The sequence below is a fragment of the Roseateles sp. GW821-FHT09H10 genome (assembly GCF_059415865.1).
The window spans coordinates 1,312,736-1,338,037 of record NZ_JBWKOB010000001.1; the positions used below are offsets into that span (position 1 = coordinate 1,312,736).

23 protein-coding genes and 1 tRNA gene are annotated in these 25,302 nt (G+C 69.1%); 13 read left to right on the top strand and 11 right to left on the bottom strand.

The features are described 5' to 3' along the window. Nucleotides 1–3 precede the first annotated feature (3 nt). The gene (locus AC07OY_RS06060) at nucleotides 4–1,998 is read right to left on the bottom strand and encodes a S9 family peptidase (RefSeq protein WP_495041613.1); all 1,995 of its coding nucleotides are present in this window, start codon (nucleotides 1,996–1,998) and stop codon (nucleotides 4–6) included. 93 nt (nucleotides 1,999–2,091) lie between these two features. After that, nucleotides 2,092–4,104, bottom strand: a complete 2,013-nt coding sequence (locus AC07OY_RS06065) for a S9 family peptidase (protein ID WP_495041614.1) — start codon at nucleotides 4,102–4,104, stop codon at nucleotides 2,092–2,094. 130 nt (nucleotides 4,105–4,234) lie between these two features. Here AC07OY_RS06065 and nadB point away from each other — a divergent pair, with 130 nt between their 5' ends. Continuing rightward, nucleotides 4,235–5,836 carry an L-aspartate oxidase gene (gene nadB, locus AC07OY_RS06070; protein WP_495041615.1) on the top strand — a complete coding sequence of 534 codons (1,602 nt, stop codon included), beginning with the start codon at nucleotides 4,235–4,237 and terminating at the stop codon, nucleotides 5,834–5,836. A gap of 6 nt (nucleotides 5,837–5,842) precedes the next feature. On the opposite strand, the gene AC07OY_RS06075 is transcribed toward nadB, so the two are convergent. The 4 genes from AC07OY_RS06075 to AC07OY_RS06090 form a co-directional block, all read right to left on the bottom strand. Continuing rightward, complete coding sequence (locus AC07OY_RS06075) at nucleotides 5,843–6,793, bottom strand: hypothetical protein (protein ID WP_495041616.1); 951 nt, start codon at nucleotides 6,791–6,793, stop codon at nucleotides 5,843–5,845. Nucleotides 6,794–6,913: 120 nt separating this feature from the next. Beyond that, on the bottom strand, nucleotides 6,914–7,591 hold the full coding sequence (locus tag AC07OY_RS06080; RefSeq protein ID WP_495041617.1) for a hypothetical protein: 678 nt from the start codon (nucleotides 7,589–7,591) through the stop codon (nucleotides 6,914–6,916). Between the two features lie 83 nt (nucleotides 7,592–7,674). Beyond that, nucleotides 7,675–8,208: an RNA polymerase sigma factor gene (locus AC07OY_RS06085; protein WP_495041618.1), complete on the bottom strand. Its 534-nt coding sequence runs from the start codon at nucleotides 8,206–8,208 to the stop codon at nucleotides 7,675–7,677. Nucleotides 8,209–8,210: 2 nt separating this feature from the next. Continuing rightward, nucleotides 8,211–8,408, bottom strand: coding sequence for a YgaP-like transmembrane domain (locus tag AC07OY_RS06090; RefSeq protein ID WP_495041619.1), 198 nt, complete (start codon nucleotides 8,406–8,408; stop codon nucleotides 8,211–8,213). A gap of 144 nt (nucleotides 8,409–8,552) precedes the next feature. Between AC07OY_RS06090 and AC07OY_RS06095 the strand changes: the two genes are divergently transcribed. Further along, the gene (locus AC07OY_RS06095) at nucleotides 8,553–11,738 is read left to right on the top strand and encodes a two-component regulator propeller domain-containing protein (RefSeq protein ID WP_495041620.1); all 3,186 of its coding nucleotides are present in this window, start codon (nucleotides 8,553–8,555) and stop codon (nucleotides 11,736–11,738) included. A 28-nt stretch (nucleotides 11,739–11,766) separates the two neighbouring features. Further along, nucleotides 11,767–12,891: a hypothetical protein gene (locus AC07OY_RS06100; protein WP_495041621.1), complete on the top strand. Its 1,125-nt coding sequence runs from the start codon at nucleotides 11,767–11,769 to the stop codon at nucleotides 12,889–12,891. Nucleotides 12,892–12,894: 3 nt separating this feature from the next. Here the strand turns inward: AC07OY_RS06100 and AC07OY_RS06105 are convergent, their stop codons facing one another. Then, nucleotides 12,895–13,707, bottom strand: a complete 813-nt coding sequence (locus AC07OY_RS06105; RefSeq protein ID WP_495041622.1) for an AraC family transcriptional regulator — start codon at nucleotides 13,705–13,707, stop codon at nucleotides 12,895–12,897. A gap of 79 nt (nucleotides 13,708–13,786) precedes the next feature. Between AC07OY_RS06105 and AC07OY_RS06110 the strand changes: the two genes are divergently transcribed. From AC07OY_RS06110 to AC07OY_RS06140, 7 genes are all read left to right on the top strand, one after another. Beyond that, nucleotides 13,787–15,046 (top strand): MFS transporter, encoded by a 1,260-nt coding sequence (locus tag AC07OY_RS06110; protein WP_495041623.1) that lies wholly within the window; start codon nucleotides 13,787–13,789, stop codon nucleotides 15,044–15,046. Between the two features lie 9 nt (nucleotides 15,047–15,055). Continuing rightward, nucleotides 15,056–15,691, top strand: coding sequence for a LysE family translocator (locus AC07OY_RS06115; protein ID WP_495041624.1), 636 nt, complete (start codon nucleotides 15,056–15,058; stop codon nucleotides 15,689–15,691). Between the two features lie 8 nt (nucleotides 15,692–15,699). Then, complete coding sequence (locus AC07OY_RS06120; RefSeq protein ID WP_495041625.1) at nucleotides 15,700–16,155, top strand: group II truncated hemoglobin; 456 nt, start codon at nucleotides 15,700–15,702, stop codon at nucleotides 16,153–16,155. Between the two features lie 90 nt (nucleotides 16,156–16,245). Further along, nucleotides 16,246–16,623 carry a hypothetical protein gene (locus AC07OY_RS06125; protein WP_495041626.1) on the top strand — a complete coding sequence of 126 codons (378 nt, stop codon included), beginning with the start codon at nucleotides 16,246–16,248 and terminating at the stop codon, nucleotides 16,621–16,623. Further along, nucleotides 16,610–17,104, top strand: coding sequence for a hypothetical protein (locus AC07OY_RS06130; protein WP_495041627.1), 495 nt, complete (start codon nucleotides 16,610–16,612; stop codon nucleotides 17,102–17,104). The genes AC07OY_RS06125 and AC07OY_RS06130 overlap by 14 nt, the downstream gene beginning before the upstream one ends. 106 nt (nucleotides 17,105–17,210) lie before the next feature. Beyond that, nucleotides 17,211–18,923: a thiamine pyrophosphate-binding protein gene (locus AC07OY_RS06135; RefSeq protein WP_495041628.1), complete on the top strand. Its 1,713-nt coding sequence runs from the start codon at nucleotides 17,211–17,213 to the stop codon at nucleotides 18,921–18,923. Continuing rightward, complete coding sequence (locus AC07OY_RS06140; RefSeq protein ID WP_495041629.1) at nucleotides 18,916–19,134, top strand: RNA-binding S4 domain-containing protein; 219 nt, start codon at nucleotides 18,916–18,918, stop codon at nucleotides 19,132–19,134. Before AC07OY_RS06135 ends, AC07OY_RS06140 begins: the two co-directional genes overlap by 8 nt. A gap of 10 nt (nucleotides 19,135–19,144) precedes the next feature. Here AC07OY_RS06140 and AC07OY_RS06145 read toward each other — a convergent pair whose 3' ends face one another. Beyond that, nucleotides 19,145–19,540, bottom strand: coding sequence for a hypothetical protein (locus AC07OY_RS06145; RefSeq protein ID WP_495041630.1), 396 nt, complete (start codon nucleotides 19,538–19,540; stop codon nucleotides 19,145–19,147). Nucleotides 19,541–19,801: 261 nt separating this feature from the next. Between AC07OY_RS06145 and AC07OY_RS06150 the strand changes: the two genes are divergently transcribed. From AC07OY_RS06150 to AC07OY_RS06160, 3 genes are all read left to right on the top strand, one after another. Continuing rightward, a complete protein-coding gene (locus AC07OY_RS06150; protein ID WP_495041631.1) occupies nucleotides 19,802–21,784 on the top strand; it encodes an OPT family oligopeptide transporter in 1,983 nt (660 codons plus the stop codon). A 16-nt stretch (nucleotides 21,785–21,800) separates the two neighbouring features. Further along, nucleotides 21,801–21,877: transfer RNA gene (locus AC07OY_RS06155), tRNA-Arg, on the top strand. Between the two features lie 149 nt (nucleotides 21,878–22,026). Then, nucleotides 22,027–22,851: an SOS response-associated peptidase gene (locus AC07OY_RS06160; protein WP_495041632.1), complete on the top strand. Its 825-nt coding sequence runs from the start codon at nucleotides 22,027–22,029 to the stop codon at nucleotides 22,849–22,851. Nucleotides 22,852–22,937: 86 nt separating this feature from the next. On the opposite strand, the gene AC07OY_RS06165 is transcribed toward AC07OY_RS06160, so the two are convergent. From AC07OY_RS06165 to AC07OY_RS06175, 3 genes are all read right to left on the bottom strand, one after another. Then, entirely contained in the window at nucleotides 22,938–23,726 is a 789-nt protein-coding gene (locus tag AC07OY_RS06165; RefSeq protein ID WP_495041633.1) for a class I SAM-dependent methyltransferase, read from the bottom strand. Nucleotides 23,727–23,812: 86 nt separating this feature from the next. After that, complete coding sequence (locus tag AC07OY_RS06170; protein WP_495041634.1) at nucleotides 23,813–24,451, bottom strand: hypothetical protein; 639 nt, start codon at nucleotides 24,449–24,451, stop codon at nucleotides 23,813–23,815. A gap of 74 nt (nucleotides 24,452–24,525) precedes the next feature. Next, nucleotides 24,526–25,185 carry a hypothetical protein gene (locus AC07OY_RS06175; protein ID WP_495041635.1) on the bottom strand — a complete coding sequence of 220 codons (660 nt, stop codon included), beginning with the start codon at nucleotides 25,183–25,185 and terminating at the stop codon, nucleotides 24,526–24,528. Between the last annotated feature and the right edge of the window lie 117 nt (nucleotides 25,186–25,302).

Consider the following 25,302-nt stretch of genomic DNA (forward strand, 5'->3'; position numbering starts at 1 on the left):
TTCTCAAGGCTGCAGATACTTGGCCAGGAACTTCTCCATCCGTTCCGCGAAGTCCACCTGGTTCTTGACCACGCCGAAGCCGTGGGCCTCGCCGGCATAGGTGACCCACACCGGATCGTTGCCTGCCGCGCGCAGGGCCTCGCGCATGCGCTTGCCATGGGCCAGCGGCACGCGCTGGTCCTGCTCGCCGAAGGCCAGCAGCACGGGCGCCTTGATGCGGGCGGCCTGCCGGACCGGCGAGTTGGCGGCCAGCATGGCGGCGTCCTTCACCGCGTCGCCGACACGGTCGGGCATCTCGTACTTGCGGAAGTCGACATGGGTGTCGTCGTCGACGAACCAGGAGCCCTTCACCAGCAGCTCCAGGTCGGTCACGGCCAGCCAGGCCACGCCGCAGCGGTAGAGGGCCGGGTCCTTGATGAGGCCCATCAGCGTGCTGTAGCCGCCATAGCTGGCGCCGGCGATGCAGGCCTTGTCGCTGGCGATGCCTTCCTTCTGCGCCCAGCGCAGCGCATCGGCGACGTCGTCCTGCATGGCCTGTCCCCATTGCTTGAAGCCGGCCTCGAGGTGGGCGGTGCCGTAGCCGGCGCTGCCGCGGAACTCGGGCTCGATGACGACATAGCCGCGCGAGGCCAGGAACTGGGCCTCCGCGTCCCAGCGCCATTCGCCGCCGCGCACCCAGGGGCCGCCATGCACCAGCACCACGGCCGGCAGCGGTCCCTTGGCGTCGGCCTGGCGCGTGATCCACACCGGCAGGTCCAGGCCGTCGCGCGCCTTGATGCGCTGCAGGTCCAGCGTGGCCATCTGTTCGGGCTTGATGTCCTCGCGCACGGCCTTGAACAGCCGCCAGCTCTTCTCGCCCTCGGGCGGCTTGCCCTGGTAGAGGTAGAACTGGCCCGGGTTGCGGTCACTGTAGCTGCGCACCAGGGCCACCATGTCGGGGGCGCCGCAGCGGCGGCAGTCGATGCGGTTGATGCGGCCGGGGAAGAGGTTGTCGGCGCGCTGCTGGAAGGCCGTCATCGCGGCATCGAACCAGACCGTCGTCTCGCCGTCGGCAACGATGCGCACGCCGAGGGTGCGGCCGGTCTCGTCGGTCACGAAGTGGCCGCGGTAGTCGAAGCCCGGCACGGCAGCGAGCGCCTTGGCCTCGGGCTTGCCCGTCGCGAAGTCGTAGCGTGCCAGCGCGCGGGTGCCCAGCGAACCCTCGGTCCGCGACACGAACAGCGTGCCCGCGGCGTCCACGGCCTCGACGTGATAGGGCAGGGTCAGCAGATCGCTCTCATAGAGCTGCGTCCAGGTCCTGGTGCCGGGAGGCTGCCACCAGGCGGCCTGGCGATCCTTGTGCTGCGTGAACGCGATGCGCGGCTCGCCCAGGCTGTCCGCCACCCAGCCCACCGTGTGCGGGGGCTCCTTGTAGTCGACGCTGCGGGTGATGTTCTTGGCGACGTTCAGCCAGACCGGCGTCTCGCCGTACTCGCCGGCGCTGGAATACTCGACGAGCAGCACCTCCTCGTTGACCTTGCCGGGCTGCGAGGGCGGGATCTTCACCAGCCGGTGGTTCCAGTCCAGCATGCGGTCGTCCTTGCCGTCGCTGATGGCGGCCTTCCATTGGCGCCGCACCAGCTGGCGCGCCGGCGAACCGTCCGTCTTGACCGTGAACAGCCCCGGCGCCCCGGCCGGGCGGCCGCTGCCCGCGCTGAAGTCGGTGACGCCGAACACCAGCCTCTCGTCGTTGACCCAGTGCACATTCATCACGTCCGCTTCGGGGAACTGGGCGGCACGCAGGCCGCGCCCGCCGGGCGCGAGGTCATAGATGACCAGGCCGACGCGCGATGCGCCCTTGGCCGAGGTGACGGCCAGGCGGCGTCCCGAGGGCGACAGCACCGCCTCGGCGATGTCGGCGTCCTTGAAGAACAGCTCGGCCGGCGGCGGCGCGGCCTGGGCGAACTGGGCGCCCAGGCAGGCGAAGGCGAGCGCGGCGGCGCGCAGGCTTGAGTTCATGGTCGTCTCTCCCTTGCAGCAATCTTTTTTCGGCGCGCAGGATAGCGGGCGCGCAGCGCCCCAGCGCTGCGCGAGGCCCCCTGCGTCCGGGGGCTAGGGCTGGACCGGGCCGAGATGCCGGGCCAGAAAGGCCTCCATGCGCTCGGCGAAGTCCACGCGGTTCTTCAGCACCGCGAAGCCATGGCCTTCACCGGCATAGCTGACCCAGACCGGATCGTTGCCGGCGTCGCGCAAGGCATCGCGCATGCGCTTGCCATGGGCCAGCGGCACGCGCAGGTCGGCCTCGCCGAAGGCCAGCAGCACGGGCGCCTTGATGCGCGCCGCCTGCTTGACGGGGGAGTGGGCGGCGATCATGGCCGCGTCCTTCTGCGGATCGCCGACCGTGTCGCGCAGATGGAACTGCCGACCCCATTCAGGGATGTCGTCGCGCACCCACCAGGAGCCGGCCACATAGAGGTCCAGGTCGGTCACGGCCACCCAGGCGACGCCGCAGCGGTAGAGCTCGGGGTCCTTGATCAGGCCCATCAGCGTGCTGTAGCCGCCATAGCTGGCGCCGGCGATGCAGGCCTTGTCGCTGGCGATGCCCTGGGCCTGCGCCCATTTCAGCGCGTCGGCCACGTCATCCTGCATGGCCTGGCCGAACTGCTTGAAGCCGGCGCGGTAATGCGCCCGGCCATAGCCCGTGCTGCCGCGGAACTCGGGTTCGATGACGGCATAGCCGCGCGAAGCGAGGAATTGCGCATAGGGATGCCAGCCCCAGACGTTGCCGCGCACCCAGGGCCCGCCATGCACGAGAACGACGGCCGGCAGCGGCCCGGTCGCGTCGGGGTTCTTCGTGACCCAGACCGGCAGGTCGCGGCCGTCGCGCGCCTTGATGCGGTGGAAGTCCATCCCCGCCATCTCGGCCGGCTTGATCTCGTTGCGCACGCGGCCCACGGCACGCCACTGGGGCTCGCCCTCGGGCGGCTGGGCCTGGTAGAGCCAGAACTGGCCGGGCTCGCGGTCGCTGTAGCTGCGCACCAGGGCGACGACGTCCGGCTGCCCGCAGCGCCGGCAGTTGATGCTGTTGATGCGGCCCGGCATGCGTTCGTCGACTTCCTTCTGCAGGGCCTGCATGGCGGCGTTCTGCCAGACAGTGGACTCGCCATCGGTGACGACGCGCACGCCCAGGGCGCTGCCCGCGGCGTCGTTCAACACGCGGCCGTTGAAATCGAAGCCGGGGGTCCTGACCAGCGGGGTCTTGGCGGGCGCGCGGCGCTCGAAGTCGTAGAGGCTGAGCACGGTCGCGCCATCCGCGCCCTCGGCATGCGTCACATAGAGCTGGCCGGCATCGTCGACGGCGCTGATGCCGAAGGGCGCGTTCAGCAGATCGCTCTCAAACAGCGGCTGCCAGTCCTGCTGGCCAGGGCCGCGCCACAAGGCGCCACGCCGGCCTTCACGCCGCGTCAGCGCGACGCGCAATTCGCCGCGGCTGTCGCCCAGCCAGCCGACCGTGTCGGGCGGGATCTTCACGCCCGTCGGCCGCGTGCGGCCGGTGCGGGTGTTGAGCCACAGCGGCGTCTGCAGCGCGCGCTCGCCCTCCGTCTGCTCGACCATCAGCACTTCTTCGTTGACCTCGCCCGGCTGCGGCCGGGGCACGGCCAGCAGGCGGTGGTTCCACTCCAGCATGCGGTCCTGCGCGGCATTGCCATTGGTGACGAGAAGCCTGCCCGTGCGGCGCACCAGCTGGCGCAGCTGGCTGCCATCGGGATTGACGGCGAACAGGCCCGGAGCGCCATTGGGGCGGCCGCTGCCTTCGGAGAAGTCGACGACGCTGAAGACAAGGCGGTCGTCGTTGACCCAGCTGACGCGCGTGACGTCGCCGTCGGCGAACTGGGCCGTGCGCGTGGGCTTGCCACCCGGGCCGAGGTCGAAGACGCCCAGGGCCATGCGGGCGCCGCCGAAGGAACTGCGCACGGCGAGCTTGCGGCCCGACGGTGACAGCACGGCCTCGACGATGGCCGGATCCTTGAAGAAGGCTTCGGCCGGCGGCGGCGCGGCCTGGACGCCAGCCACGCAAAGCAAAAGGCCGGCAGCGGCGCCGGCCCAGCGGTTCAATGTCTGCAAGATCTCTCCCTGTGCTGCTTCGTTGACAGCCCCGCGCAGCATAGGGTCTGGGGCCGCGTAGGCTGGCTGCGCGTTTTGGCAATCCTCACCCTGGCCTGGGGCTTGCGGCCCTGCGGGACAATGCCGAGCCATGACTGCTGCTCCCCAAGACGCCCCCGTCGTCATCATCGGCGCCGGCCTGGCCGGCCTCACCGTGGCCCTGCACCTGGCCGACAGCGTGCCCGTCGTCATCCTCGCCAAGCGCGAGCTGACCGAGGCGGCCACGGCGTGGGCCCAGGGCGGCATCGTCGGCGTGCTGGGCAGCGACGACTCCATCGAAAGCCATGTGCGCGACACCCAGGACGCCGGTGCCGGCCTGGTCGACGAGGCCACGGCCCGCTTCATCGCCGAGCGCAGCGCCGCGGCGGTCGGCTGGCTGGTGGAGCAGGGCGTGCCCTTCACGACCGACGACACCGGCCCCATGGGCCTGCACCTGACGCGCGAGGGCGGCCATGCGGTGCGCCGCATCGCCCACGCGGCCGATGCCACTGGCAAGGCCATCCACGACCAGCTGCTGGCGGTGGCCCGCAAGCATCCCAACATCACGCTGCGTGAGCGCTGGATGGCGCTGGACCTGATCACGTCGAGGCATGTGCAGCGCGACGAGGTCCCGCGCGTCTACGGCACCTATGCGCTGGACATCGACGCCCAGCGCGTCGAGACCCTGCCGGCCCGCGCCGTCGTGCTGGCCACCGGTGGCGCCGGCAAGGTCTACCGCTACACGACCAACCCGGACACGTCCACGGGCGACGGCATCGCCATGGCCTGGCGGGCCGGCTGCCGCGTCGCGAACATGGAATTCATCCAGTTCCACCCGACCTGCCTCTACCACCCGCAGGAGCGCAGCTTCCTCATCACCGAGGCGCTGCGGGGCGAGGGCGGCCATCTCAAGCTGCCCGACGGCACCCGCTTCATGGCCGCGCACGACGAACGCATGGAGCTGGCGCCGCGCGACATCGTCGCCCGCGCCATCGACTTCGAGATGAAGAAGCACGGCCTGGACCATGTGTGGCTGGATGCCACGCATCTCGGCGAGGCCTTCCTCATCGAGCATTTCCCGACCATCCACGCCCGCTGCCTCAAGCTCGGCATCGACATCGCGAAGCAGCCCATTCCCGTCGTGCCGGCCGTGCACTTCACCTGCGGCGGCGCGGTGACCGACCTGCTCGGCCGCTGCGATCTGCCCGGCCTGTATGCGGTGGGCGAGACGGGCTACACCGGCCTGCATGGCGCCAACCGCCTGGCCAGCAATTCGCTGCTGGAATGCGTGGTGCTGGGCCAGACCTGCGCGGCCGACATCCTGGCCCAGCCGCCGCAGGAATCCGCGCCCATCCCGGCCTGGGACGAGAGCCAGGTCGAGAACGCCGACGAGCAGGTCGTCATCGCCCACAACTGGGACGAGCTGCGCCTGCTGATGTGGAACTACGTCGGCATCGTGCGCACCACCAAGCGCCTGGAGCGCGCCCTGCACCGCATCCAGCTGCTGCGCGGCGAGATCGACGACTACTACGGGAGCTTTCGCGTCACGCGCGACCTGCTGGAGCTGCGCAACCTGGTGGAGTGCGCCGAGCTCATCGTGCGTTCCGCCCTGATGCGGCATGAGAGCCGCGGCCTGCACTTCAGCCGCGACTATCCGCGCACGCTACCGGTCAGCTTCCCGACGGTGCTGATCAGCGAGCGCCACCGGCGCTGAACCGTCTCAAGGCAGGCGCAGCGTGTCGCGCTCGCTGACGCGCACCGTGTTCGGCGGCTCGTTGCCGATGCGGTAGGTGACGCTGAGCAGCTTGCGGCGGCCCGGCGCGGGGTCGAAGCCGAACAGCTCGTTGCGCACCTCGGTCTCGAAGCGGTCGCCGCGCACCTGGGCGCGCAGGGCCTGGGTCACGTCGGTCCAGCGGCCTTCGGCGCCGTAGCTGGCGCTTTCGATGACGAGGCGGCCGCTGCCCGGCCGGCCCGAGGGCCTGTCGCCGCCGCGGCCGCGGCCCCAGTCGCCGCGGCCCCAGCCGATGAACTGGCTGCCGTCGACGGTGCCGTATTCGCTGTATTCGAAGACGCGCTCCTGGCCGCCGCGGTCGCGCGCAAAGATGCGCAGGATCTTGGTCTGGCCGGGGTAGGGGTCGACGCCGAAGAGGTCGTTGGTCAGGCGGAACTGGCGGTCGCGGCGCGCCATGTCGCGCAGCCTGTCGGTGACGTCCACATCGCGGCCGCTGGCGCCATAGGTGGCGTAGAGGATGGTGAACTCGCCGTCGTCATGGCGGTTGCCGCCGCCGCCGCCCTGCCAGCCCCCTTGCCAGTTGGCGTCGCCCCAGTTGCCGCGGCCCCAGCCGACGAACTGGGCGCCGTCCACCCAGTCGCGCTCGCGGAAGTCGAAGGTCCTCTCATGGCCCTGGCGATCGCGGGCGAAGATGCGCAGGGTCTTGTGGCGGCCCGGCTCGGGGTCGACGCCGAAGAGGTCGTTGGTCAGGCGAAAGCGCCGGTCCTGGCGGGCCAGCTCGCGCAGCCGGCCGGTGACGTCCACATGGTGCTGCTCGCTGCCGTAGCGGGCGCTCAGGATGACGAACTCGCCGTCGTCATCGTCGCGGGCCCAGACGGGCAGGGCGGCAGCGGTGGCGAGGGCGGCACCCAGGCCCAGGGTCCATCGGCGTCTTTGCATGGCGTTCTCCTTGTTATGGTGCAACCATCGTCGCACGCGCCATGCCACAACGCACGGCCCCGCCACCGCGCAGACGGCCCGCCGTGGCGGGCCGTCGTAAGGGTTGGTAACTCGAGGGTGTCAGCGGCCCCAGTTGCCGCGGCTCCAGCCGACGAACTGCGCGCCGTCGACCGTGCTGCCCTCCGGGTACTCGAAGCTGCGCTGCTGGCCGCCGGGGCCGCGCGCGATGATGACCAGACGCTTGCCGCGGCCCGGATCGGGGTCGACGCCAAAGCTGTCGTTGCCCATGCGGAAGCGCTCGTCACGGCGCGCCAGTTCGCGCAGCCGCGCGGTCACGTCGACCTCGCGGCCGGGGTTGCCGTAGTTGGCGTAGAGGATGGTGAAGGCGCCGTCGTCGCGGCCGTCGCGATAAGGGTTGCCGGCCCAGCCGCCGTTGTAGTTCTGGTCGCCCCAGCGGCCGCCGCCCCAGGCGACGAACTGGCCGCCATCGATCCAGGCACGCTCGGGGTAGTCGAAGCGGCGCTCCCGGCCCTGGCTGTCGCGGGCGTAGATGCGCAGGTATTTGTCGCGGCCCGGGTCGGGGTCGACGCCGAAGAGATCGTTGGTCAGCCGCACGCGGCGGTCGCGGCGGGCCATGTCGCGCAGCCTGTCGGTCACGTCGACATGGTTGCGATCCGTACCGTAGCGGGCCTGCAGGATGACGAATTCGCCGTCGTCGTCGCCGCGCTGCGCCAGGACTGGCGTCGACACGGCGGCCAGCAGCGTGGCGGCGCCCAAGACATAGTGACGTCGATTCATGGTCGATGTCTCCGAAGTTGTGGAGGCCACCATGCTTTCACCGGCGACCCCGCGGCCAAGTCGGAGAACAGGACATCCCCTTGTCAGCCACCGGGTCGGCCGCCCAGCAGGTACTCCCGCGCCAGCGCGCGGGCCCGGTGCAGGCGGCTCTTCACGTTCGGCCGGGTCAGGCCGGTGCGGTCCGCGATCTCCTCGATGGTCATCTCTTCCAGGTCACGCAGCAGCATGACTTCGCGGTAGTGGGCCGGCAGCGACTCCAGTGCCGCCACCAATTCGCGCCTGAGGCCGGGCTCGTCGTGCGTCACCAGCCACTGCTCGAGCTTCTCCTCGTCATAGGGGTCGTAGCGCAGCGTGAGCCGCCCCAGGCGCCGGCATTCGCGCTGCACCAGCCGGATCAGCCAGCCCGAGAAGGCCGCCATCACGCGCAGCGAGGGCAGCTTGCGGCTGACGATGAGCAGGGCCTCCTGCACGGCATCGTCGACGTCGCTCAGCAGGCAGTGCTGCTGGGCGTAGCGGCGGATGTCGGGCCGCGAGACCTTCAGCAATTGCTCGAGGGCCTGCGGGTCGCCGCCATGGGCGGCGGCGAGCAGTGGCTGGTGTTGTGCAGCGAGAGCCATGGCTACTTCAGCTTGCGGCCGACCATGGCGCAGGCAGGGCAGAAGCCGAACAGGCCCGAGGCCACCAGGCCGGCCGCGCCGGCGGCCAGCAGCCAGCCGGCCGTGCCGCCCAGCAGCGCCAGGCCTGCCGTGGCCGCGGCGGCGCCGCACAACACGCGCAGGATGCGCTCGCCGGTCGGAACATTCTTCACATAGAACATGGCTCACTCCAAAGTGTTCGAGGACGACCCTCGGCCACTAAGAGGCGCCGGCTGGCGAAAAGGATTCGCGGTCGAAACAAAAATATTCTGCAGCGCGATACTCGCGCGCCGCCCGAAAGAGGCGGGTCGTTGGGAGAGAGTCGCTTGCCGAGAGCCTGGATTGCCTGGCCCGCCTGGGTGGCGGGGCTGTTGTTGCTGCCGCTGTTGGCGCTGGCGCAGACGCGCCCCGGCCTGATTGGCTTTCAGCGCATCGCGATGCCGGACGACGTGCCGGCCCACCTCGCCACCGCCCTGGCCCAGGACGCCCAGGGCTTTCTGTGGATTGGCACCCAGGACGGCCTGGTGCGCCACGACGGCTATGGCTTCAAGGTCTACCGGCCGCGTCCGGGCGATGCGGCCAGCCTGTCGGGCAGCTATGTGCGGGCCCTGCACACGGCGCGCGACGGACGGCTGTGGGTAGGCACCATCAGCGGCGGCTTGAGCGTCTTCGACCCGCGCACCGAGAGCTTCAGGCAGTACCGCCACCGCGACGGCGACGCGGCCAGCCTGGCCCATGACCGCGTCGAGTCCGTCGCCGAGGACCGCGACGGCGCGCTGTGGATCGCCACCGACGACGGCCTGGACCGGCTGGACACCGCCAGCGGCGCCCTGCAGCACCATCGCCACGATGCGGCGCGTGCCAACAGCCTGGCCCACAACCAGCTGCGCGCGCTGCTGATCGATCGCGGCGGCCGGCTCTGGGTCGGCGGGCGTGGCGGCCTGCAGCAATGGCGCGGCCCGGCCGACGGCTTTGTCGCTGTCGCCAGGGAAGAACTGGCCGGCCAGCATGTGACCCGGCTGTTCGAGGATGCGCGTGGCCGCCTGTGGATAGGCACGGCCGCCCACGGCCTGGCCATGCTCGACCCGGCCGCGCCGGGGCCGCTGAAACGCTGGCCGCCGTCGAGCGAGGGCGGGCTGAGCCATTACTGGGTCTATGGCCTGGCCGAAGGCGCGGGCGGCGAGATCTGGGTGGCGACCTTCGGCGGCGGTGTCGACGTCATCGACAGCGCCTCGCTGCGCATCGTCGACCGCCTGCGCCATGACGCCGGCCAGCCCAGCACCATCGCCAACGACCGCGTGGGCGCCGTGCTGTCCGACCGCTCCGGCCTGATGTGGGTGGGCAGCTGGGGCGGCGGCCTGGCCCGCCACGATCCGGGCACGCGCGCCTGGCTCAAGCTGCGCCACCGGGCCGGCGACGCCAGCGGGCCGAGCCACCCGGCCATCGTGCGGGCGCTGGAGATGGCCGACGGCCGGCTCTGGCTGGGCACCAACGGCAAGGGCATCGACGTGATGAACGCCGAGGGTCATCTCGTCGACGGCCTGCGCCCCGATGCCAGGAAGACGGACGCGCTCGCCGATGGCTCCATCACCTGCCTGGCCCAGGGCCCCGACGGCAGCGCCTGGGTGGCGACGCTGGACGGCAGCCTGCACCGCCAGCGGCCGGGCCGGCGCGGCTTCGAGCGCTTCACGGTGGCCCAGGGCCTGCCCGGCGGTCCCATCCGCACCATGGTCTTCGACGGCAGCGGGGCGCTGTGGGCGGGCTCGTTGAATGGCCTCGCGCGCATCGCCGCCGATGGCGCCATCACGGCCTTCCGCCATGACCCCGCCGACGCGACGACGCTGGCCGGCCGCGCCGTCGAGTCGCTGGCCTTTGCCGCCGACGGCCAGCTCTGGGTCGGCTCCGACCGCGGCCTCAGCCTGTTCGACCCGGCGACCGCCAAAGCCCGCCGCATCCTGCGCGACCCGGCCCGCAGCGATGCCCTGCCCAACAACTGGGTGCCTGACCTGCTGGTGGCGCGCGACGGCCGGCTCTGGGTCGCCACGCCGGACGGCGTCGCCATCCTGCAGTCCTTCGACGGGACGACGGCCCGCTTCGACGTGCTGAACCGGCGCCTCGAGCTGCCCAGCAGCCCGGCCGAATCGCTGATCGAGGACGCCGACGGCCACGTCTGGCTGGGCAGCCGCGTGCGCATCGACCCCAAGGCCTGGCGCGTGCAGCGCTTCGACGCGGCCGAGGGCAACGAGTTCCGCAGCCTCTTCATCGCCAGCCGCGCGCTGACTCGTGACGGCCGCCTGCTGTTCGGCTCGCCCGAGGGCCTGCTCGTCGTCAGGCCGCGCGACATCCAGCCCTGGACCTATGCGCCGCCGCTGCGGGCCACGGCCATCAGCGTTGACGGCGAGTCCCTGGCCGCCGAGCGCCAGGCGCTGACGCTGCAGCCAGGCCAACGCAGCCTGCGTGTCGAGTTCGCGGCCCTGGACCTGAGCGCGCCGCAGAAGCTGCACTACCGCTACCGGCTGGAAGGTTTCGATCGCAACTGGAATGCCGTCGCCGCCGATCAGCGCCTGGCCGCCTACACCGGCCTGCCGCCCGGCCGCTACCAGCTGCTCGTGCAGGGCAGCAACCGCGCCGCTGCCTGGAGCGAGCCGCCCTGGCGGCTCGATGTGCAGGTGATGCCCGGCCTGCACCAGACCTGGTGGTTCCGCGCCGCCGTGCTGCTGCTGGCACTGGGCCTGGTCGTCGCCATCTTCCGCCTGCGCCTGCGTGCGCTGCGGCTGCGCGGCCTGGAACTCGAGCGCGTCGTCGCCGAGCGCACGGCCGATTTGCAGGCGGCCTATCAGCGCATCGAGCAGGCCAGCCTGACCGACCCGCTGACCGGCCTGCACAACCGCCGTTTCCTGGAGCAGACCCTGCCGGCCGACCTGGAACTGGCCGCGCGACGCCATGCCGTCGGCCACCCCGTGCCGCCAGACTCCGACCATGTGCTGCTGATGCTGGACCTGGACCACTTCAAGTCCGTCAACGACAGCCACGGCCACGCGGCCGGCGATGCCATCCTCGTGCAGACGGCCGAGCTGCTGCGCCATTGCCTGCGCGCCTCCGACTACATCGTGCGCTGGGGTGGCGAGGAGTTCCTCATCGTCGCCCGTTTCGTTGAGCGCGCCTCGGGTGCCCAGCTGGCCGAGAAGATCCGCGCAGCCGTCGCGGCGCATGAGTTCCGGCTGCCGGATGGGCAGGCGCTCAGGCGCACCGTGTCCATCGGCTTCGCCTGCTTCCCTTTCGCCGCCGGCGGTCCCGGCGCTTCGGCGCTGGACAGCCTGCAGCATCTGGCCGACCTGGCCCTGTATGCGGCCAAGCGCAGCTGGCGCGATGCCTGGGTCGGCGTGGAGCTGGCGGGCGATGATGTCGTGGCGGCGCTGCGCGAGAGCTTTGCCGATCCGGCGGCGGCCGAGGCCGCGGGGCGGTTGCGTATCGTCATGTCGGCGCGCGAGACGGCGCTGAGATGGCAGTGAATGCCGACAGCAGGACAGGGGGACGCTGATGCAAGAAATCACCGGCAGGCGGCGCGCATGGATGCCTGGCGTGCTCGCCGCCGTCATGGTTTGGGTGAGCGCTGCAGCGCAGGCGCAAGGCAGTCCGGCCTGCAAGTCGGCGGACGCGCAATTGCCGCCCGCGGCCGTCGAGCGCTGGATGGCCCGGCAGGTCCCGCCCAGCGCCGTGCTGCGGGCCCTGGCCCGCGCGGCCTCCAAGGCCGTGTGGATCGATGAGATCGCCATCAGCGCAGGCCAGGCCTTGGTCAAGGGACATGCGGAGCCTGGCAACCCCGGTTCGGCGCTGAGCGGCCTGGTGCGTGGATTGCAGATCGCCGGCAACGGCGTCCGCGACATGCCCAACACCACCTGGCTTGACGAGAAGGGCCAGCCGAGCCAGAACGCGGCCACGGCCAAGTTCCTGCTGAACTACAGGCTTGCCGAGGCGATGCCATCGGCAGGACGGGATGCCGTGCCCTGCACGGCGATCGATGCGCTGCACGCGGAGATCGTCGGTCGTGGTCGGATGACCGGAGGCCCCATCATGAGATTCGGTCCTAGACCGGCGCTTGCGCTGGAGGACGGCCTGCCCGTCCAGATCGTCGACTTGAAGATGAGTGGCTCGTTCGCGGGCCTGACCCGGGCCTTGATGGCTTGGGAGGCCATGCCCGTTGCGCTGGCCGTGGACGGGGTCGTCATGGCACCTCTGGGAGACGAGCTGGAGGTCGCCTTGACGATCAAGATCGTCCGCGGGGTCTCCGCCAGCGAAACCTTTCCACGCCAGGGGCCTGCCGGAGCCACCGCCCTCGGGCCGGACCCGTTCCGCATGGCTGAAGTCGTCAGGGCCCGGCGGCTGGCTTCGCCGGCCCCGCCTTGTCCTGACCGCGCCAAGGCCTGGCAGGCCATGGCGGAGCGGATGAGCTACGCGGGTGCCATGCCGCCCCTGCAGACCATCGGGCTGTTTCGAATCCAGGGTGACGACCTCATCTACATGCTCCCCGCGGGCAAGGTACACGAGCCTTCAGGGGCGCGTGCGGTCTCGTTCGGCGCCAGCGCCGCCGAGCTGGAGATCGCCGAGATGGTCGAGGGTGATTGCCGGCTGCGGATGGTCAGCCTCCCGCTGACCAGACGCTAGGGCTCAAGCTTCGGCAAAAAAGCGGCTCGGCGGCATGCCCACCGTGCGCGTGACCATGGCCGTGAAGGCGCTGGCGCTGGCATAGCCCAGCTCGGCCGCGATATGGCTCATGGGCCGGCCGCGCGCGGCCAGGGTCAGGGCATGGGCCAGCAGCAGCTGGGAGCGCCACTGGGCGAAGCTGGTGCCCAATTGCTCGCGGAACAGCCGGCTCAGCGTGCGCGGGCTGGCGCCGGCCTCTAGCGCCCATTCGTCCAGGCCGGCATGGCGGCCGGGTTCGCGCAGCATGGCCTCGCAGAGCCGGCGCAGGCGGCCGTCCTGGGGCAGGGCGATGCCCAGGGCCAGCGGCCGGGCGCGTTGCAGTTCGAAGAGGACGAGGCGCTCGATGCCGCGGCGGCGCTCTGTGTCGTCGGTGCTTTCCGGCGGTGCCGGGTCGGGTACCGAGGGCAGGGCCAGCACCAGTTCGCGCAGCAGCGGCGACACCTCCAGCACCCGGCCCAGGCCCCAGGCCTCGCCGGCCAGCAGCCCGGGGCCGAGGTAGAGGGTGTGCAGCTCGGCCTGCTCGATGGCCGTCACGGCGTGCACGATGCCGGGCGGGATCCAGACGGCGCGCGACGGCGGCACGATATAGGTCGACACCTCGGTGTTGACGCGCACCGCTCCCGTCTTGGAGAAGACCAGCTGGGCCCAGTCATGGCGATGCGGCTGGATGTCGGCCAGGTGCTCCAGCAGCCGCGACTTGGCGCGCAGCGGCCGCTCGGCCGTGGGCGCGAAGAGCTCGGGCGAGAAGGCGGGGAAGCTGCGGCGGCTGGAAGACACGACGATGGGTGGCTGGATTTCGACAGAACTTGACGAACCATCGTAACCAGGCCGGCGCCGGCCTGCCTAGAGTGGGGTCATGGATACCGCAGCACTCGCTTCCTCCCTTGACGCCGGCCTGCAGCGCCGGCGCGACGTCACGACGATCTCGACCATCGGCGTCGCCCACGGCACCTCGCACTTCTTCCACATGCTGCTGCCGCCGCTGTTCCCGGCCTTCATCCAGGCCTTCGGCCTGAGCTATTCGGAACTGGGCCTGCTGGTGACGACCTTCTTCGTCATCTCCGGTGCCGGCCAGGCGCTGTCGGGCTTCATCGTCGACCGCGTCGGCGCTCGGCCGGTGCTGTTCGCGGCCATGGCCAGCTTCTTCCTGGCTTCCGTCGCCGCCGGCCTGGCCCAGGGCTTTGGCGGACTGATGCTGGCGGCGGCCCTGGCCGGTGTTGGCAACGCCCCCTTCCACCCGGCCGACTTCACCATCCTGAACAAGCGCGTCTCCCAGCCCCGCCTGGGCCATGCCTTCTCGGTGCATGGCATCAGCGGCAACCTGGGCTGGGCGCTGGCACCGGTGTTTTCCATGAACATCGCCGCGGCGACCGGCAACTGGCGCTTCGCCTATGTCGGCACGGCCCTGGTCGCGCTGGCGGTGATGGGCCTGCTGTTCTGGCAGCGCGACGCCATCGACGATCGCCAGGGGTCGTGGGGCCATGCCAAGCCGGCTGCCGGCGCCAAGGTCGAGCACCCCATGGCCTTCCTGAAGCTGCCGTCGGTCTGGCTGTGCTTCTCCTTCTTCTTCTGGAGCACGGCGGCCCTGTCCGCCATCCAGAGCTTCGCCAGCCCGGCCCTGAACCAGATGTACGGCCTGCCGCTGGCGCTGACGGCCTATGTCGTCACCGGCTACATGCTGGCCGGCGCGGCGGGCATGGTCTGCGGCGGCTTCCTGGTGGCCAAGGCCGAGCGGCTGGAACGCACCATCGCGCTGGCCTTGGCTTTGGCAGCCGGCCTGCTGCTGCTTGTCGCGACCGGTGTGCTGCCTGGCCCGATCGCGGCCGTCGTCGCGGCGTTTGCCGGCTTCGGCACCGGCCTCGCCGGCCCGTCGCGCGACATGCTGATCAAGCGCGCCTCGCCGCCCGGCGCGACGGGCCGTGTCTACGGCACGGTCTATTCGGGGCTGGACATCGGCTTTGCGCTGGCCGCCCCGGTGTTCGGCTTCATCCTCGACCATGGCATGCCGCGCGGCATCTTTGCCGGCTCGGCGCTGGCTCTGCTGATGGGCGTGGCCTCGGCCGGCCTGGTGGGCATGGGCCTGGCGCGGCGTGCGATGACACCGGCGGCCGCCTGACGCGCCGCCATGCCGACGACGTCCAACCTGCTGCTGTTCGCGGCCGCGGCCCTGCTGATGGCCGTGACGCCCGGGCCCAACATGGTCTACCTGATCTCGCGCTCCATCTGCCAGGGGCGCATGGCCGGCGTGATGTCCTGGTTCGGCGTGGTGCTGGGCTTCACGGTCCACATGGTCTGTGCCGCCATCGGCCTGACGGCCCTCTTCATGGCGGTGCCGCTGGGCTATGAGCTGCTGAAGACGGCGGGCGGCCTCTATCTGCTGTGGCTGGCCTGGCAGGCCGTGCGCCCCGGCGCGCGCTCGCCCTTCGAGCCCCGGCCGCTGCCGGCGGAGTCGCCGGCCAAGCTTTTCACGATGGGCCTGCTGACCAGCATCCTCAACCCCAAGGTGGCCATCTTCTATCTGTCGGTGCTGCCGCAGTTCGTCGCGCCGGAGGCCGGCTCGGTGCTGGCGCAAAGCCTGGTGCTGGGCACGACCCAGGTCTGCATCGGTTCGTCGGTCAATCTGCTGGTGGCGCTGTCGGCGGCCCATGTCGCGTTGTGGTTCGCCCGCAACCGCTTCTGGCTGGCCGTGCAGCGCTATGTGATGGGCCTGGTGCTGGGGGCGTTGGCGGTCCGGCTGCTGGGCCAGCAGCGCAGCGCCTGAGGGGCTCCATGCGGCAAGACAGTCTGTTCGATGCTCTCGGAGGCCAGGAGGCCGTGCTGCGCCTGGCCCGGGCCTGGCATGCGCGGGTGATGGCCGACGAGGTCGTCGCCCATGCCTTCAGCCACGGCTTCCATCCCCGCCACACCGAACGCCTGGCGGCCTATTGGGCCGAGGCCTGGGGCGGGCCGGCGCATTACACCGGGCAGCTCGGCAGCCATTCGGCCGTCGTTCAGGCCCACAGCGGCAACGGCCCGCACGAGGAGATGGACAGGCGCGCCATTGCCTGCTTCGATGCGGCACTGGAAGACATCGGCGTGGCCGATGCCGAGTTGCGCCGCGTGCTGCACGACTACTTCGCCTGGGCCACGATCCAGGCCATGGCGGCCTATCCCGACCGCGGGCAGGTGGTGCCCGACCATCTCCAGCTGCCGCGCTGGTCCTGGCAGGGCCTGGTGCAGGCGTAGCGACGCCGGGCATCGCCGGTAAAGTGATCGCCATCAACTTTCCCGCCCCGCCTCATGTCGACTCGTGGTCTTGTCATTGGATTGCTCCTCGTGGCCGCTCTCGGGCTGGCCTGGCAGCAGCGGGAGCCGCTGCAGGCCTGGCTGGGCGCGTCGACGGTCAAGGTCCAGAGCCTGGCGGAATCCTCGGGCAGCGGCGGCGCCTCGGGTGATGCCGCCAAGGCCCGGCCCGGCGGCCTGCGCAAATGCGTCAAGGGCCAGCAGGTGACCTACACGAATGCCGAATGCCCGGCCGGGGCCAGCGATCAGGCGGTGACGGCCGGCACCGTCACCGTCGTGCCGGGCACGCCGGCGGCCAAGCCCGCGGCAACCGGCAGCGGGCCCTCATCCCTGCACAAGGCCCTGGACCTGACGCGTGATGACACGCTGAGGGAAAAGGCCATCGAGCGTGCGGTGAATGGCAACCGATGAGGGCGAGGGCAGCGAAACATCGGCCTTGTCCCTCGAGGCCAAGGCCAGCCTTGGCGTTGCCAATCCTCAAGGTTTCTTGAGCTTTGTTTTTGGTGGGGTTGCTGTCCTCATCGCCTTGATGGCCAGACAGTTCGAGCTGCTCCGGCATCCTCACAGCGGTCATGCCCTGGACCTCGCCAAAAGGCTGGGCTTGCTTCGCGAGGGTGGATCGACTCCCGAGATTCGCGAAACCACCTTGCTCACGATCACGGATGGGCGGGTCTTCGCTGCCTTGGGAGCTTTTGCTGCCTACCTTGCCGTGGCCGCGCTCCTGTACGCGTTGTGGGCAGAGCATCGCAAGGAGGATTCGCTTTACCTGAGCGCTGGATTTGCTTGTGCAGGTTTGACGCTCTTCCTGCTCCATCAGGTCGTGGGCATCGTTGTCATCGTCCTGGGTGCCGCCTTGATCCTGTCGATGCGACGCAACTCAGGCAAACGCTAGCGCAAGGCAGGCGCCAGCTTTCGCCGTGGTCGACGGCGGCTCGCGCTGACGGGCAAGCCCGTGCTCAGGGGACAGGGCGGCCCGCTCGGGCAGCTAAAGTCCCCACATGACTAGACAAGCTAACACCTCCCGTCTGGCCGGCCACGTGCTGGTCGAGGCGTTGATCGCCCAGGGCATCGACACGGCCTTCGGCGTGCCTGGCGAGTCCTACCTCGCCGTGCTCGACGGCTTCCACGAGTACGCCGACAAGATCCGCTTCATCGCCTGCCGCCAGGAAGGCGGCGCGGCCTTCATGGCCGAGGCCCAGGGCAAGCTGAGCGGCAAGCCCGGCATCTGCTTCGTCACGCGCGGCCCGGGCGCGACCAATGCCAGCATCGGCCTGCACACGGCCTTCCAGGATTCGACGCCGATGATCCTCTTCATCGGCCAGGTCGCCAGCGACCAGCGCGACCGCGAGGCCTTCCAGGAGGTCGACTACCGCCAGATGTTCGGCCCCGGCACCCTGGGCATGGCCAAGTGGGTGGGCGAGGTGCACGACCCCGAGCGCCTGCCCGAGTACGTGGCCCGCGCCTTCCACACCGCCATGCAGGGCCGGCCCGGCCCCGTCGTGCTGGTGCTGCCCGAGGACATGCTGACGAAGCCGATCACGGCTCCCGTCATCGCGCCCGCGCGGCCCGCCGAGGCCGCGCCCACGCCAGCGGCCCTGGCCGAGGTCGCTGAGCGCCTGGTCGCGGCGAAGAAGCCCCTGGTCATCGCCGGCGGCGGTGGCTGGACGCCCGAGGCGACGGCAGCCCTGCAACGCTTTGCCGAGAGCTGGAAGCTGCCCGTCGGTTGCGCCTTCCGCTTCCAGGACCTGTTCGACAACGCCCACCCGAACTACGCCGGCGACATCGGCATCGGCATCAATCCCAAGCTGGCCGCGCGGGTCAAGGAGGCCGACCTCATCCTCGCCATCGGCCCGCGCCTGGGCGAGATGACGACCGGAGGCTACACCCTGCTGCAGGCCCCACGGCCTGCTCAAGCGCTGATCCACATCCACGCCGGTGCCGAGGAACTGGGCCGCGTCTACACGGGCGAGCTGCTGATCAACGCCAGCATGAGCCAGGCCGCACTGGCGCTGGCTGAACTCGCGCCGCCGGCCGACGTCGCCTGGCGCGACTGGACGGCCGCCGCCAACGCCGACTACCAGGCCAACCTCGTGCCCGCGCCGGTCGCGCCGCTGGACATGGCCGAAGTCATCCGCCTGCTTGACGCCAAGCTGCCCGAGGGCACGATCTTCACCAACGGCGCCGGCAACTACAGCGGCTGGCTGCACCGCTTCCACCGCTACACGGGCCTGCACCGCTTCGGCAAGACCCAGCTCGCGCCGACCTCCGGCGCCATGGGCTATGGCGTGCCGGCCGCGGTGGCGGCGGCCCTGCTGCAGGACCGCTGGGTGGTCAACATCGCTGGCGACGGCGACTTCCTGATGACGGGCCAGGAACTGGCCACGGCCACCGGCTATGGCGCGAAGAAGCTGCTCGTTGTCGTCGTCGACAACGGCACCTACGGCACCATCCGCATGCACCAGGAGCGCGAGTACCCGGGCCGCGTGTCCGGCAGCGATCTCTTCAATCCTGACTTCGCCCAGCTGGCCGAGGCCTTCGGCTTCGCGGCCTTCAAGGCCGAGAGCACGGAGCAGGTCGGCCCGGCCCTGGATGCGGCCATTGCCGGTGGCAAGCGGGCCCTGCTGCATCTGCGCCTGTCCAGCGACGTCAGCACCTCGCGCTCGACGCTGACGGCCATCCGCGAAGCGGCCAAGAAGGCCCAGCATGCTTGAGCTGACGCTGCGCGGCGACTACATCGAGCTCGACAAGCTGCTCAAGGCCATGGGCCTGGTCGAAAGCGGCGGGCGCGCGCGCGCTCTGATCACGGCCGGCGAGGTGCAGGTGGACGGCAAGGTCGAGTTGCGCAAGACGGCCAAGATCCGCGCCGGCCAGGTGGTGGCCTTTGATGGCCGGCAGATCCGGGTGACGGCGGCGGGCGGCTGAGGCCCTCGGCTCAGTCGGCCAGAGCCTCGAGCTCCTGCAGGGCCTCTTCCAGCAGGCTCGCGCTGGCGGCGTCCTGCTCGAGGGCCCGGCAGGTGCGTTCCACCAGGCATTCCAGGGCCGGGTCCAGTTGCAGTTCGCTGCCCAGATCGTCGAGCAGGGCAGCCTCGACGAACAGCCGCAGGGCCTTGGCGCGGGGCAGGGCGCCACCCGCCTGGATGCGGGCCGCCTTCAGCTTGGCGTGCAGGCCCTGCAGGGCGGTCTGGGCGGCAGCAGGCGCTGCCCCATGGGCCAGCCGGTTCGCTGGGTCGGGCACCGCCTGGCCCTGCTGAGACGCCTGGCGCGTCTGAGCCAGCTCGGCCTTGAGCAGCCGCAAGGCGTGGATCAGGGGAGAAATGGGTGCCGTCATGCGCCAACGTCGAATTGCGCCGCGCATTGTGGCGCCGGCCGGCCTGAGGAAAGCTGGCAAAATCCAACCTGCTGCTGCAGACCATCCCCGGCTCCTGCGGCAGATGCGCCGCCTCGGTTCTGCCGCGGCGGTATTTTTTTGAGGCCCCCGCATCCAGGGGCTTTGACCCAGGGCATATCCCAAAGTCCGACCGAGCGGTCGGCCGGGACAATCCCTGGCTTTGCTTCAACCAGGCCGCGCCACAAGCGCCGCCCTGATCTCATGGCACTCCAACACCTGACCGACGAGCAGATCGCCACCTGGACCCGCGCCCAAAAGGACGAATGGTGGTTCAAGAACGTCTTCCGCGGCGACATGGCCCAGCTGACGCTGCGCTCGGGCTTCACCGGCTTCCTGCTCGGCGGCATCCTGTCGGCCACGGGCCTCTACATCGGTGCCAAGACCGGCATCGCCATCGGCGTCGGCCTGACCTCGGTCATCCTGGCCTTCGCGCTGTTCCGCGCCCTGCACGCCAGCGGCTTCGCGCAGGACTACACCATCCTCGAGAACAACTGCACCCAGTCCATCGCGACGGCTGCGGGCTATGTCATCACGCCGCTGTTCTCCAGCCTGGCGGCCTACATGCTGGTCACGGGGGTCATCCCGACCTGGTGGCAGCTGATGATCTGGATCTTCGTGGTCTCGATGATCGGCGTGCTGCTGGCCTTCCCGCTGAAGCGCCGCTTCATCAATGAAGACCAGGCCCCCTTCCCCGAAGGCCGCGCCTGCGGCGTTGTGCTGGATTCGCTGTACCACGGCGCCGGCGACGAGGGCGTGTTCAAGGCCAAGCTGCTGGGCGTCGTCGGCGGCCTGACCGCCGTCTACCAGGCCATCGTCAGCGATGGCTGGATGAAGCTCATCCAGTTCAAGATCCTGATGATGGACAAGTGGGCCGGCATGAAGGAGCCCTGGCATCTGCACGAGCGTCTGGACACCTACTACTACGCCTGGGCCGGCAAGACGACCTCGCTGATCCCGACCATCATGGGCACGGACATCCGCCAGCTCGGCCTGCGCCTGACGCTGGACGCCGCCATGCTGGGCGTGGGCGGCCTGATGGGCATCGCGGTGGCGACGAGCTGCTTCCTGGGGGCCTTCATCAACTTCGTCATCCTGGCGCCGATGATGATCCAGGCCGGCGACATCGCGCCGCGCCTCGGCGCCAATGGCGCGCTGATCCCGCTGAATCGCGCCGAGATCGTCAACCAGTGGTCACTGTGGTGGGGCGTGACGATGATGGTCGTCGGCGCCATGGTCGCCCTGCTGGCCAAGCCCGAGATCTTCAAGAGCGCGTTCAAGCGCAAGGCGCCGGCGGCCAACGGCGGCGCCAACACCGACCTGCTGAAGGACATCGAGGTGCCGCTGTGGATCAGCTACATCGGCGTGCCGGTGTTCAGCGTGCTGGGCAGCTATGTGACGCATGCCTTCTTCGACGTGCCGTTCTGGCTGGCCCTGGTGTCGCTGCCGCTGATCTTCGTGCTGACCGTCATCTGCACGAACTCGATGGCGCTGACCTCCTGGACGCCGACGGGCTCGCTGGCCAAGATCACGCAGTTCACGATGGGTGCCATCGACCGCACCAATCCCGGCTCCAACCTGCTGCCGGCCGGCATGACCAGCGAGATCGCGTCCAACGCGGCCAACCTGCTGTCCGACATCAAGCCTGGCTACATGCTCGGCGGCAAGCCGCGCCACCAGGCCATCGGCCACATCGTGGGCAACCTGGCGGGCGTGCTGTTCTGCGTGCCGCTGTTCTTCCTGCTGTTCCTGACGCCGGATTCGAACGGCGTGCGCAGCGTGGCGACGCTCGTGTCCGACCAGTTCGCGATGCCGGCGGCCCTGCAGTGGAAGGGCGTGGCCGACATCATCGCCAAGGGCCTGAAGGGCCTGCCGACGTCGGCGCTGATGTCCATGGGCTTTGCCGCCCTGGCCGCCGTCGCGATGGAAGTCGCGCGCATCAAGACCAAGGGCCGCTTCCCGATCTCGGCCGTCGCCACGGGCCTGGGCGTCGTGCTGCCGCCGGAGTCGGTGTTCGCCATGTTCATCGGCGCGGTGATCTTCTTTGCCATGAGCAAGAAGCACAAGACGCCCGGCACCAAGGGCCACCGCGTCTGGGTCGAAGGCATGGAGCCCATCTGCGCCGGCCTGATCTCCGGTGCCGCGCTGATGGGCATCGGCAACGCGATCATCAACGTGCTGATCTGATAATCACGAGTTCTGTCTGCCCGTAGCTCAACTGGATAGAGCAGCTGCCTTCTAAGCAGCAGGTCGGGGGTTCGAGTCCCTCCGGGCAGGCCAAATCCGCATTTTTTTCGCATCGGGCGTCTGGGCCATCGAAGGCCCAGGCGCCTTTTTCTTTGTTTGCCGACCCCCGCAGGGGCTTCAAGCCGCGGGCATGTCTCGCTGGCCGACCGCGAGCCTGGTGAAGCGAGGAGTAGGCTTGAGCCATGTGCTCCAACTACGAGCCCGTCACCCTCGATGACCGCCTGATGGCCCACTTCGGTGTGTCCAGGCCGTCCAACGTCGAGCCGCCCGAGTCGGCCTTCCCCGGGCTGAAGGCCTTCTTCATCAGGGCTCAGGACAAGACCGAGTTGGTCGTGGCGCAGGCCCAGTTGGGATTCTTCGGCTATCTGCCCGACTTCGCCCCTGACCTCGCCTTCGGTCGCAAAACCTACAACTGCAAGTCCGAGACCATGCGCGAGAAGCGCGCCTTCAAGGCCGCGTGGTTTGCCGGCAACCGCTGCGCAATTCCCATAGAACGCGGGTTCGAATGGTCCTACGAGACCGGCGATCCGGTGCGGTGGGCCGTCAAGCGCAACAACGGTGAGCCCCTTTGCGCTGCGGGCTTGTGGGGCGTCTGGATCGGCCCTCAGGGCGAAGAGATCTTGTCCTTCACGATGCTGACCGTCAACGCCGACGGCCATGCGGTTTACGGCCGCTTCAATCCCCCCGGCGACGAGAAGCGAATGCCGGTGTTCCTGCGCTTGGAGGATCAGCAGGAGTGGCTGAATTGCCCGATCGACAAGGCCGGGACGTTCATCAGGCAGTTTCCGGCAGAGCTTCTGCAGGCTGAGCCCGCGCCGGCTCCCTGGAAGCCTTTGCCCGAGCCCGCCGATTGGGAGTCCGAGCCGGACATGTTCGCTGACGAGTGGCGCGAGGCCGCGGCGGATCCGTTCGCGCGCCAGCTCAAGGCGCGCAAGTCACGGACCAAGGCAAAGCCAGCCGCAGAGGCAGGCCCGCCGCCACCCACGACGGGCGATCTCTTTGACTGATCGGAGGCCGCCTTTGGCCTGGGGGCTTCGGTAGCGCGCAGGGCAGTCCATGCCGTGGGCGCCTTGCCTTTGCGGAACTTCGCGCCCTATGGAAATGGCTTGACGGCCCGCGTCGCGATCGAGGTCGGGCTGAAGCGGTTCAGCGGCGTCGCCTCGTCGGTCCAGCCATCCTCGTACATGTCCACCAGCATGAGCCCCGCGCGCGCCTGGCCGCCGATGAGATCGTCCAGGGTGTGGCTGAACTCCACGGCTTCGCCGCGTTGCAGCCTGGCTTGCACGGCGGGCTCGTGCTGATGGTCCAGATCGGAGTAGGGCAGCTTGTACTTGACCTGCAGGCCCTGCATGGGGTCGCTGGTGTCGTGCTCGAAGAGGTAGTAGCTAGGGTTGAGAAATCCTGCCAACAGGACTCCGCCCGGCTTCAAGACCCTGAAGCATTCCGACCAGACCGGGCGAACGTCGGGGATGAAGCAGTTCGAGCAGGGATGAAAGATCAGGTCGAAGGACCCATCGCCGAATCTCGACAGATCGGCCATGTCGCCTTGTTCGCAGCGAAGGTCCAGGCTGTGGCGCTCGGCCACGCCCATATCCTTGGCCAACTGCGCATCCGAGGCGTCCAGGCTGACCACGCTGGCGCCTGCGGCCGCCAGGATCGGCGCTTGCTGGCCGCCGCCGGAGGCGAGGCACAGGACCCGCTTGCCCGTGAGCTCGCCGAACCAGGCGCGAGGAACGGGCCTGCGCGGCGTCAGCACGATGTCCCACTGGCTGCGGCGGGCCTGCTCGATGGCGGCAGCACCCACGGGACGGGACCATTCGGAACCCTCGCTGGATTCGCGGTTCCAGGCCTGGCGGTTGTGTTCGAAGACGGAAGTGCTCATGGCGCCAGCTTAGGGCGCGCGCGGCACGCCGCGATGTGAGCGACGCCGATCTGCCCAGCACCGCAGCTCTGGGAGGCCGCTTGAAATCAGTCCAGATGCGCCATCTTCCAAGTGCCGAAGCCCGAAGCTTGAGACCGCAGCGCTTCGAGGATCCTCAAAGCTTCTGCGCAGTGTTCTTCACGCTCGGGCGCGCCGTGCGCCGATGCGCTCAACTGGTCCAGCTTGTACGCGAGGCGAGCAATCTGTCGGCGTATTTCGGCGCCAGTCGACTGGATCAGCTGATCACCGAGCGTTGCTGCGATCAGCGTGTCCAGGTCAATCAACTGCTGTCGAAACCACCGGCGTGGCTCGGCTATATCAATTACAAAGTTGCTGGAGTTTGGTTTCTTCAAAGCCGGAGCTAGCGTCTCAATGAATGCATTCATTCGGTTGACATGGTTAGCAAAGGTCCGGTGTGTGCCCTTCACACGCTCCCTCTCCAGAGCCGTCATCGCCTCAATCTGCATTCGGGTCAAGTAAGCAGCACCAAAGACGGCAGCAACTGTGCCGATTGCGCCTAGCGCTTGAGCGACGTTGCCGAAAGCGGGGTCCTTGATGAAGTCGTGAATCGTCGCGGCCGGTATCACGCCGCGGAGCAGCTCAAGCGGAAGCCAAATCAGGAGCGCGGTAACGCAAATGCGCGAAAGCCAGCGAGACTCAGCACTATCGCTCTTCTTGGCATCCATAGCTCCTCCCTTTTGGAGGGCCAAGTATGACGGCGCTTCAACACTAAGCAGGCGGGCGGGAGGGCGGCCTGATGTCAGCTGATGAGATCCGCTCTGTGGGCATCACACACCTCGATATGGACCCGAAGCACGCCGATGTGCCCCCTGGCCTTCTCGCATCGTCGGTTGAACTCTTCTGTCTCCACCCCCAGAGACTTCACTGCACGCAGCTCGCCAACCACCAGCTCAAGGTACCGGCGGATGCCAAAACCAATCGACAGGATCGAGAAATCGCCAAGAGCGCCAGCGATCGTGGCGTCGAGCAGTACCAGCTGGCTCTCCATAGTAGGGAGGATCTCCAACGTTTGCTCCAGAGACTGAGTGCGCACTGTATCGATCAGGTTCACGTCGACGATGTCGATCAACTTGGTGATCTTTTCTACCTGAACGAAGAAGCTGCGGCGGATATTCATCTGCCGCTCTCGCTCGGCTGTCGCCGCAGCATCGATCTGTTGTTTGGTGTGCCTCTCGGCAGCTGCGATCTGCGACTGAGTTTGTTCAGCTGCTGCATTGATCTGGCGCTTCACAAGAACGGCAGAGCCGATGATGGCGACAACGGTACCGATTGCCTGCATCCAACCCGACCATTCGGCCTTGGTCATACAGGTAAACCAATGCTGCAGTCCCGCAAAGCAAAACTCAGCCGGCGCTGGCTGCTCGATGAGCTTTTGCAGCAGTTCCTCAACTGTCGACATCTTGCGTTTCCCATGATCGTGGCCTCGGTGATGACACCGATCTTGACCTTCTTTTCGTACCCGTCGGGCTTCGGCGTGAAGTCGACGGTCATGCCCATCAGCGAGCTCTGCGCGCGC

Coding starts and splice junctions, on each gene's coding strand:
- AC07OY_RS06145 (WP_495041630.1), bottom strand. CDS start 19,540: ATGACGGCACCCATTTCTCCCCTGATCCACGCCTTGCGGCTGCTCAAG.
- AC07OY_RS06130 (WP_495041627.1), top strand. CDS start 16,610: ATGGCAACCGATGAGGGCGAGGGCAGCGAAACATCGGCCTTGTCCCTC.
- AC07OY_RS06170 (WP_495041634.1), bottom strand. CDS start 24,451: ATGGATGCCAAGAAGAGCGATAGTGCTGAGTCTCGCTGGCTTTCGCGC.
- nadB (WP_495041615.1), top strand. CDS start 4,235: ATGACTGCTGCTCCCCAAGACGCCCCCGTCGTCATCATCGGCGCCGGC.
- AC07OY_RS06150 (WP_495041631.1), top strand. CDS start 19,802: ATGGCACTCCAACACCTGACCGACGAGCAGATCGCCACCTGGACCCGC.
- AC07OY_RS06060 (WP_495041613.1), bottom strand. CDS start 1,998: ATGAACTCAAGCCTGCGCGCCGCCGCGCTCGCCTTCGCCTGCCTGGGC.
- AC07OY_RS06110 (WP_495041623.1), top strand. CDS start 13,787: ATGGATACCGCAGCACTCGCTTCCTCCCTTGACGCCGGCCTGCAGCGC.
- AC07OY_RS06120 (WP_495041625.1), top strand. CDS start 15,700: ATGCGGCAAGACAGTCTGTTCGATGCTCTCGGAGGCCAGGAGGCCGTG.
- AC07OY_RS06115 (WP_495041624.1), top strand. CDS start 15,056: ATGCCGACGACGTCCAACCTGCTGCTGTTCGCGGCCGCGGCCCTGCTG.
- AC07OY_RS06075 (WP_495041616.1), bottom strand. CDS start 6,793: ATGCAAAGACGCCGATGGACCCTGGGCCTGGGTGCCGCCCTCGCCACC.
- AC07OY_RS06085 (WP_495041618.1), bottom strand. CDS start 8,208: ATGGCTCTCGCTGCACAACACCAGCCACTGCTCGCCGCCGCCCATGGC.
- AC07OY_RS06160 (WP_495041632.1), top strand. CDS start 22,027: ATGTGCTCCAACTACGAGCCCGTCACCCTCGATGACCGCCTGATGGCC.
- AC07OY_RS06135 (WP_495041628.1), top strand. CDS start 17,211: ATGACTAGACAAGCTAACACCTCCCGTCTGGCCGGCCACGTGCTGGTC.
- AC07OY_RS06140 (WP_495041629.1), top strand. CDS start 18,916: ATGCTTGAGCTGACGCTGCGCGGCGACTACATCGAGCTCGACAAGCTG.
- AC07OY_RS06100 (WP_495041621.1), top strand. CDS start 11,767: ATGCAAGAAATCACCGGCAGGCGGCGCGCATGGATGCCTGGCGTGCTC.
- AC07OY_RS06165 (WP_495041633.1), bottom strand. CDS start 23,726: ATGAGCACTTCCGTCTTCGAACACAACCGCCAGGCCTGGAACCGCGAA.
- AC07OY_RS06090 (WP_495041619.1), bottom strand. CDS start 8,408: ATGTTCTATGTGAAGAATGTTCCGACCGGCGAGCGCATCCTGCGCGTG.
- AC07OY_RS06175 (WP_495041635.1), bottom strand. CDS start 25,185: ATGTCGACAGTTGAGGAACTGCTGCAAAAGCTCATCGAGCAGCCAGCG.
- AC07OY_RS06080 (WP_495041617.1), bottom strand. CDS start 7,591: ATGAATCGACGTCACTATGTCTTGGGCGCCGCCACGCTGCTGGCCGCC.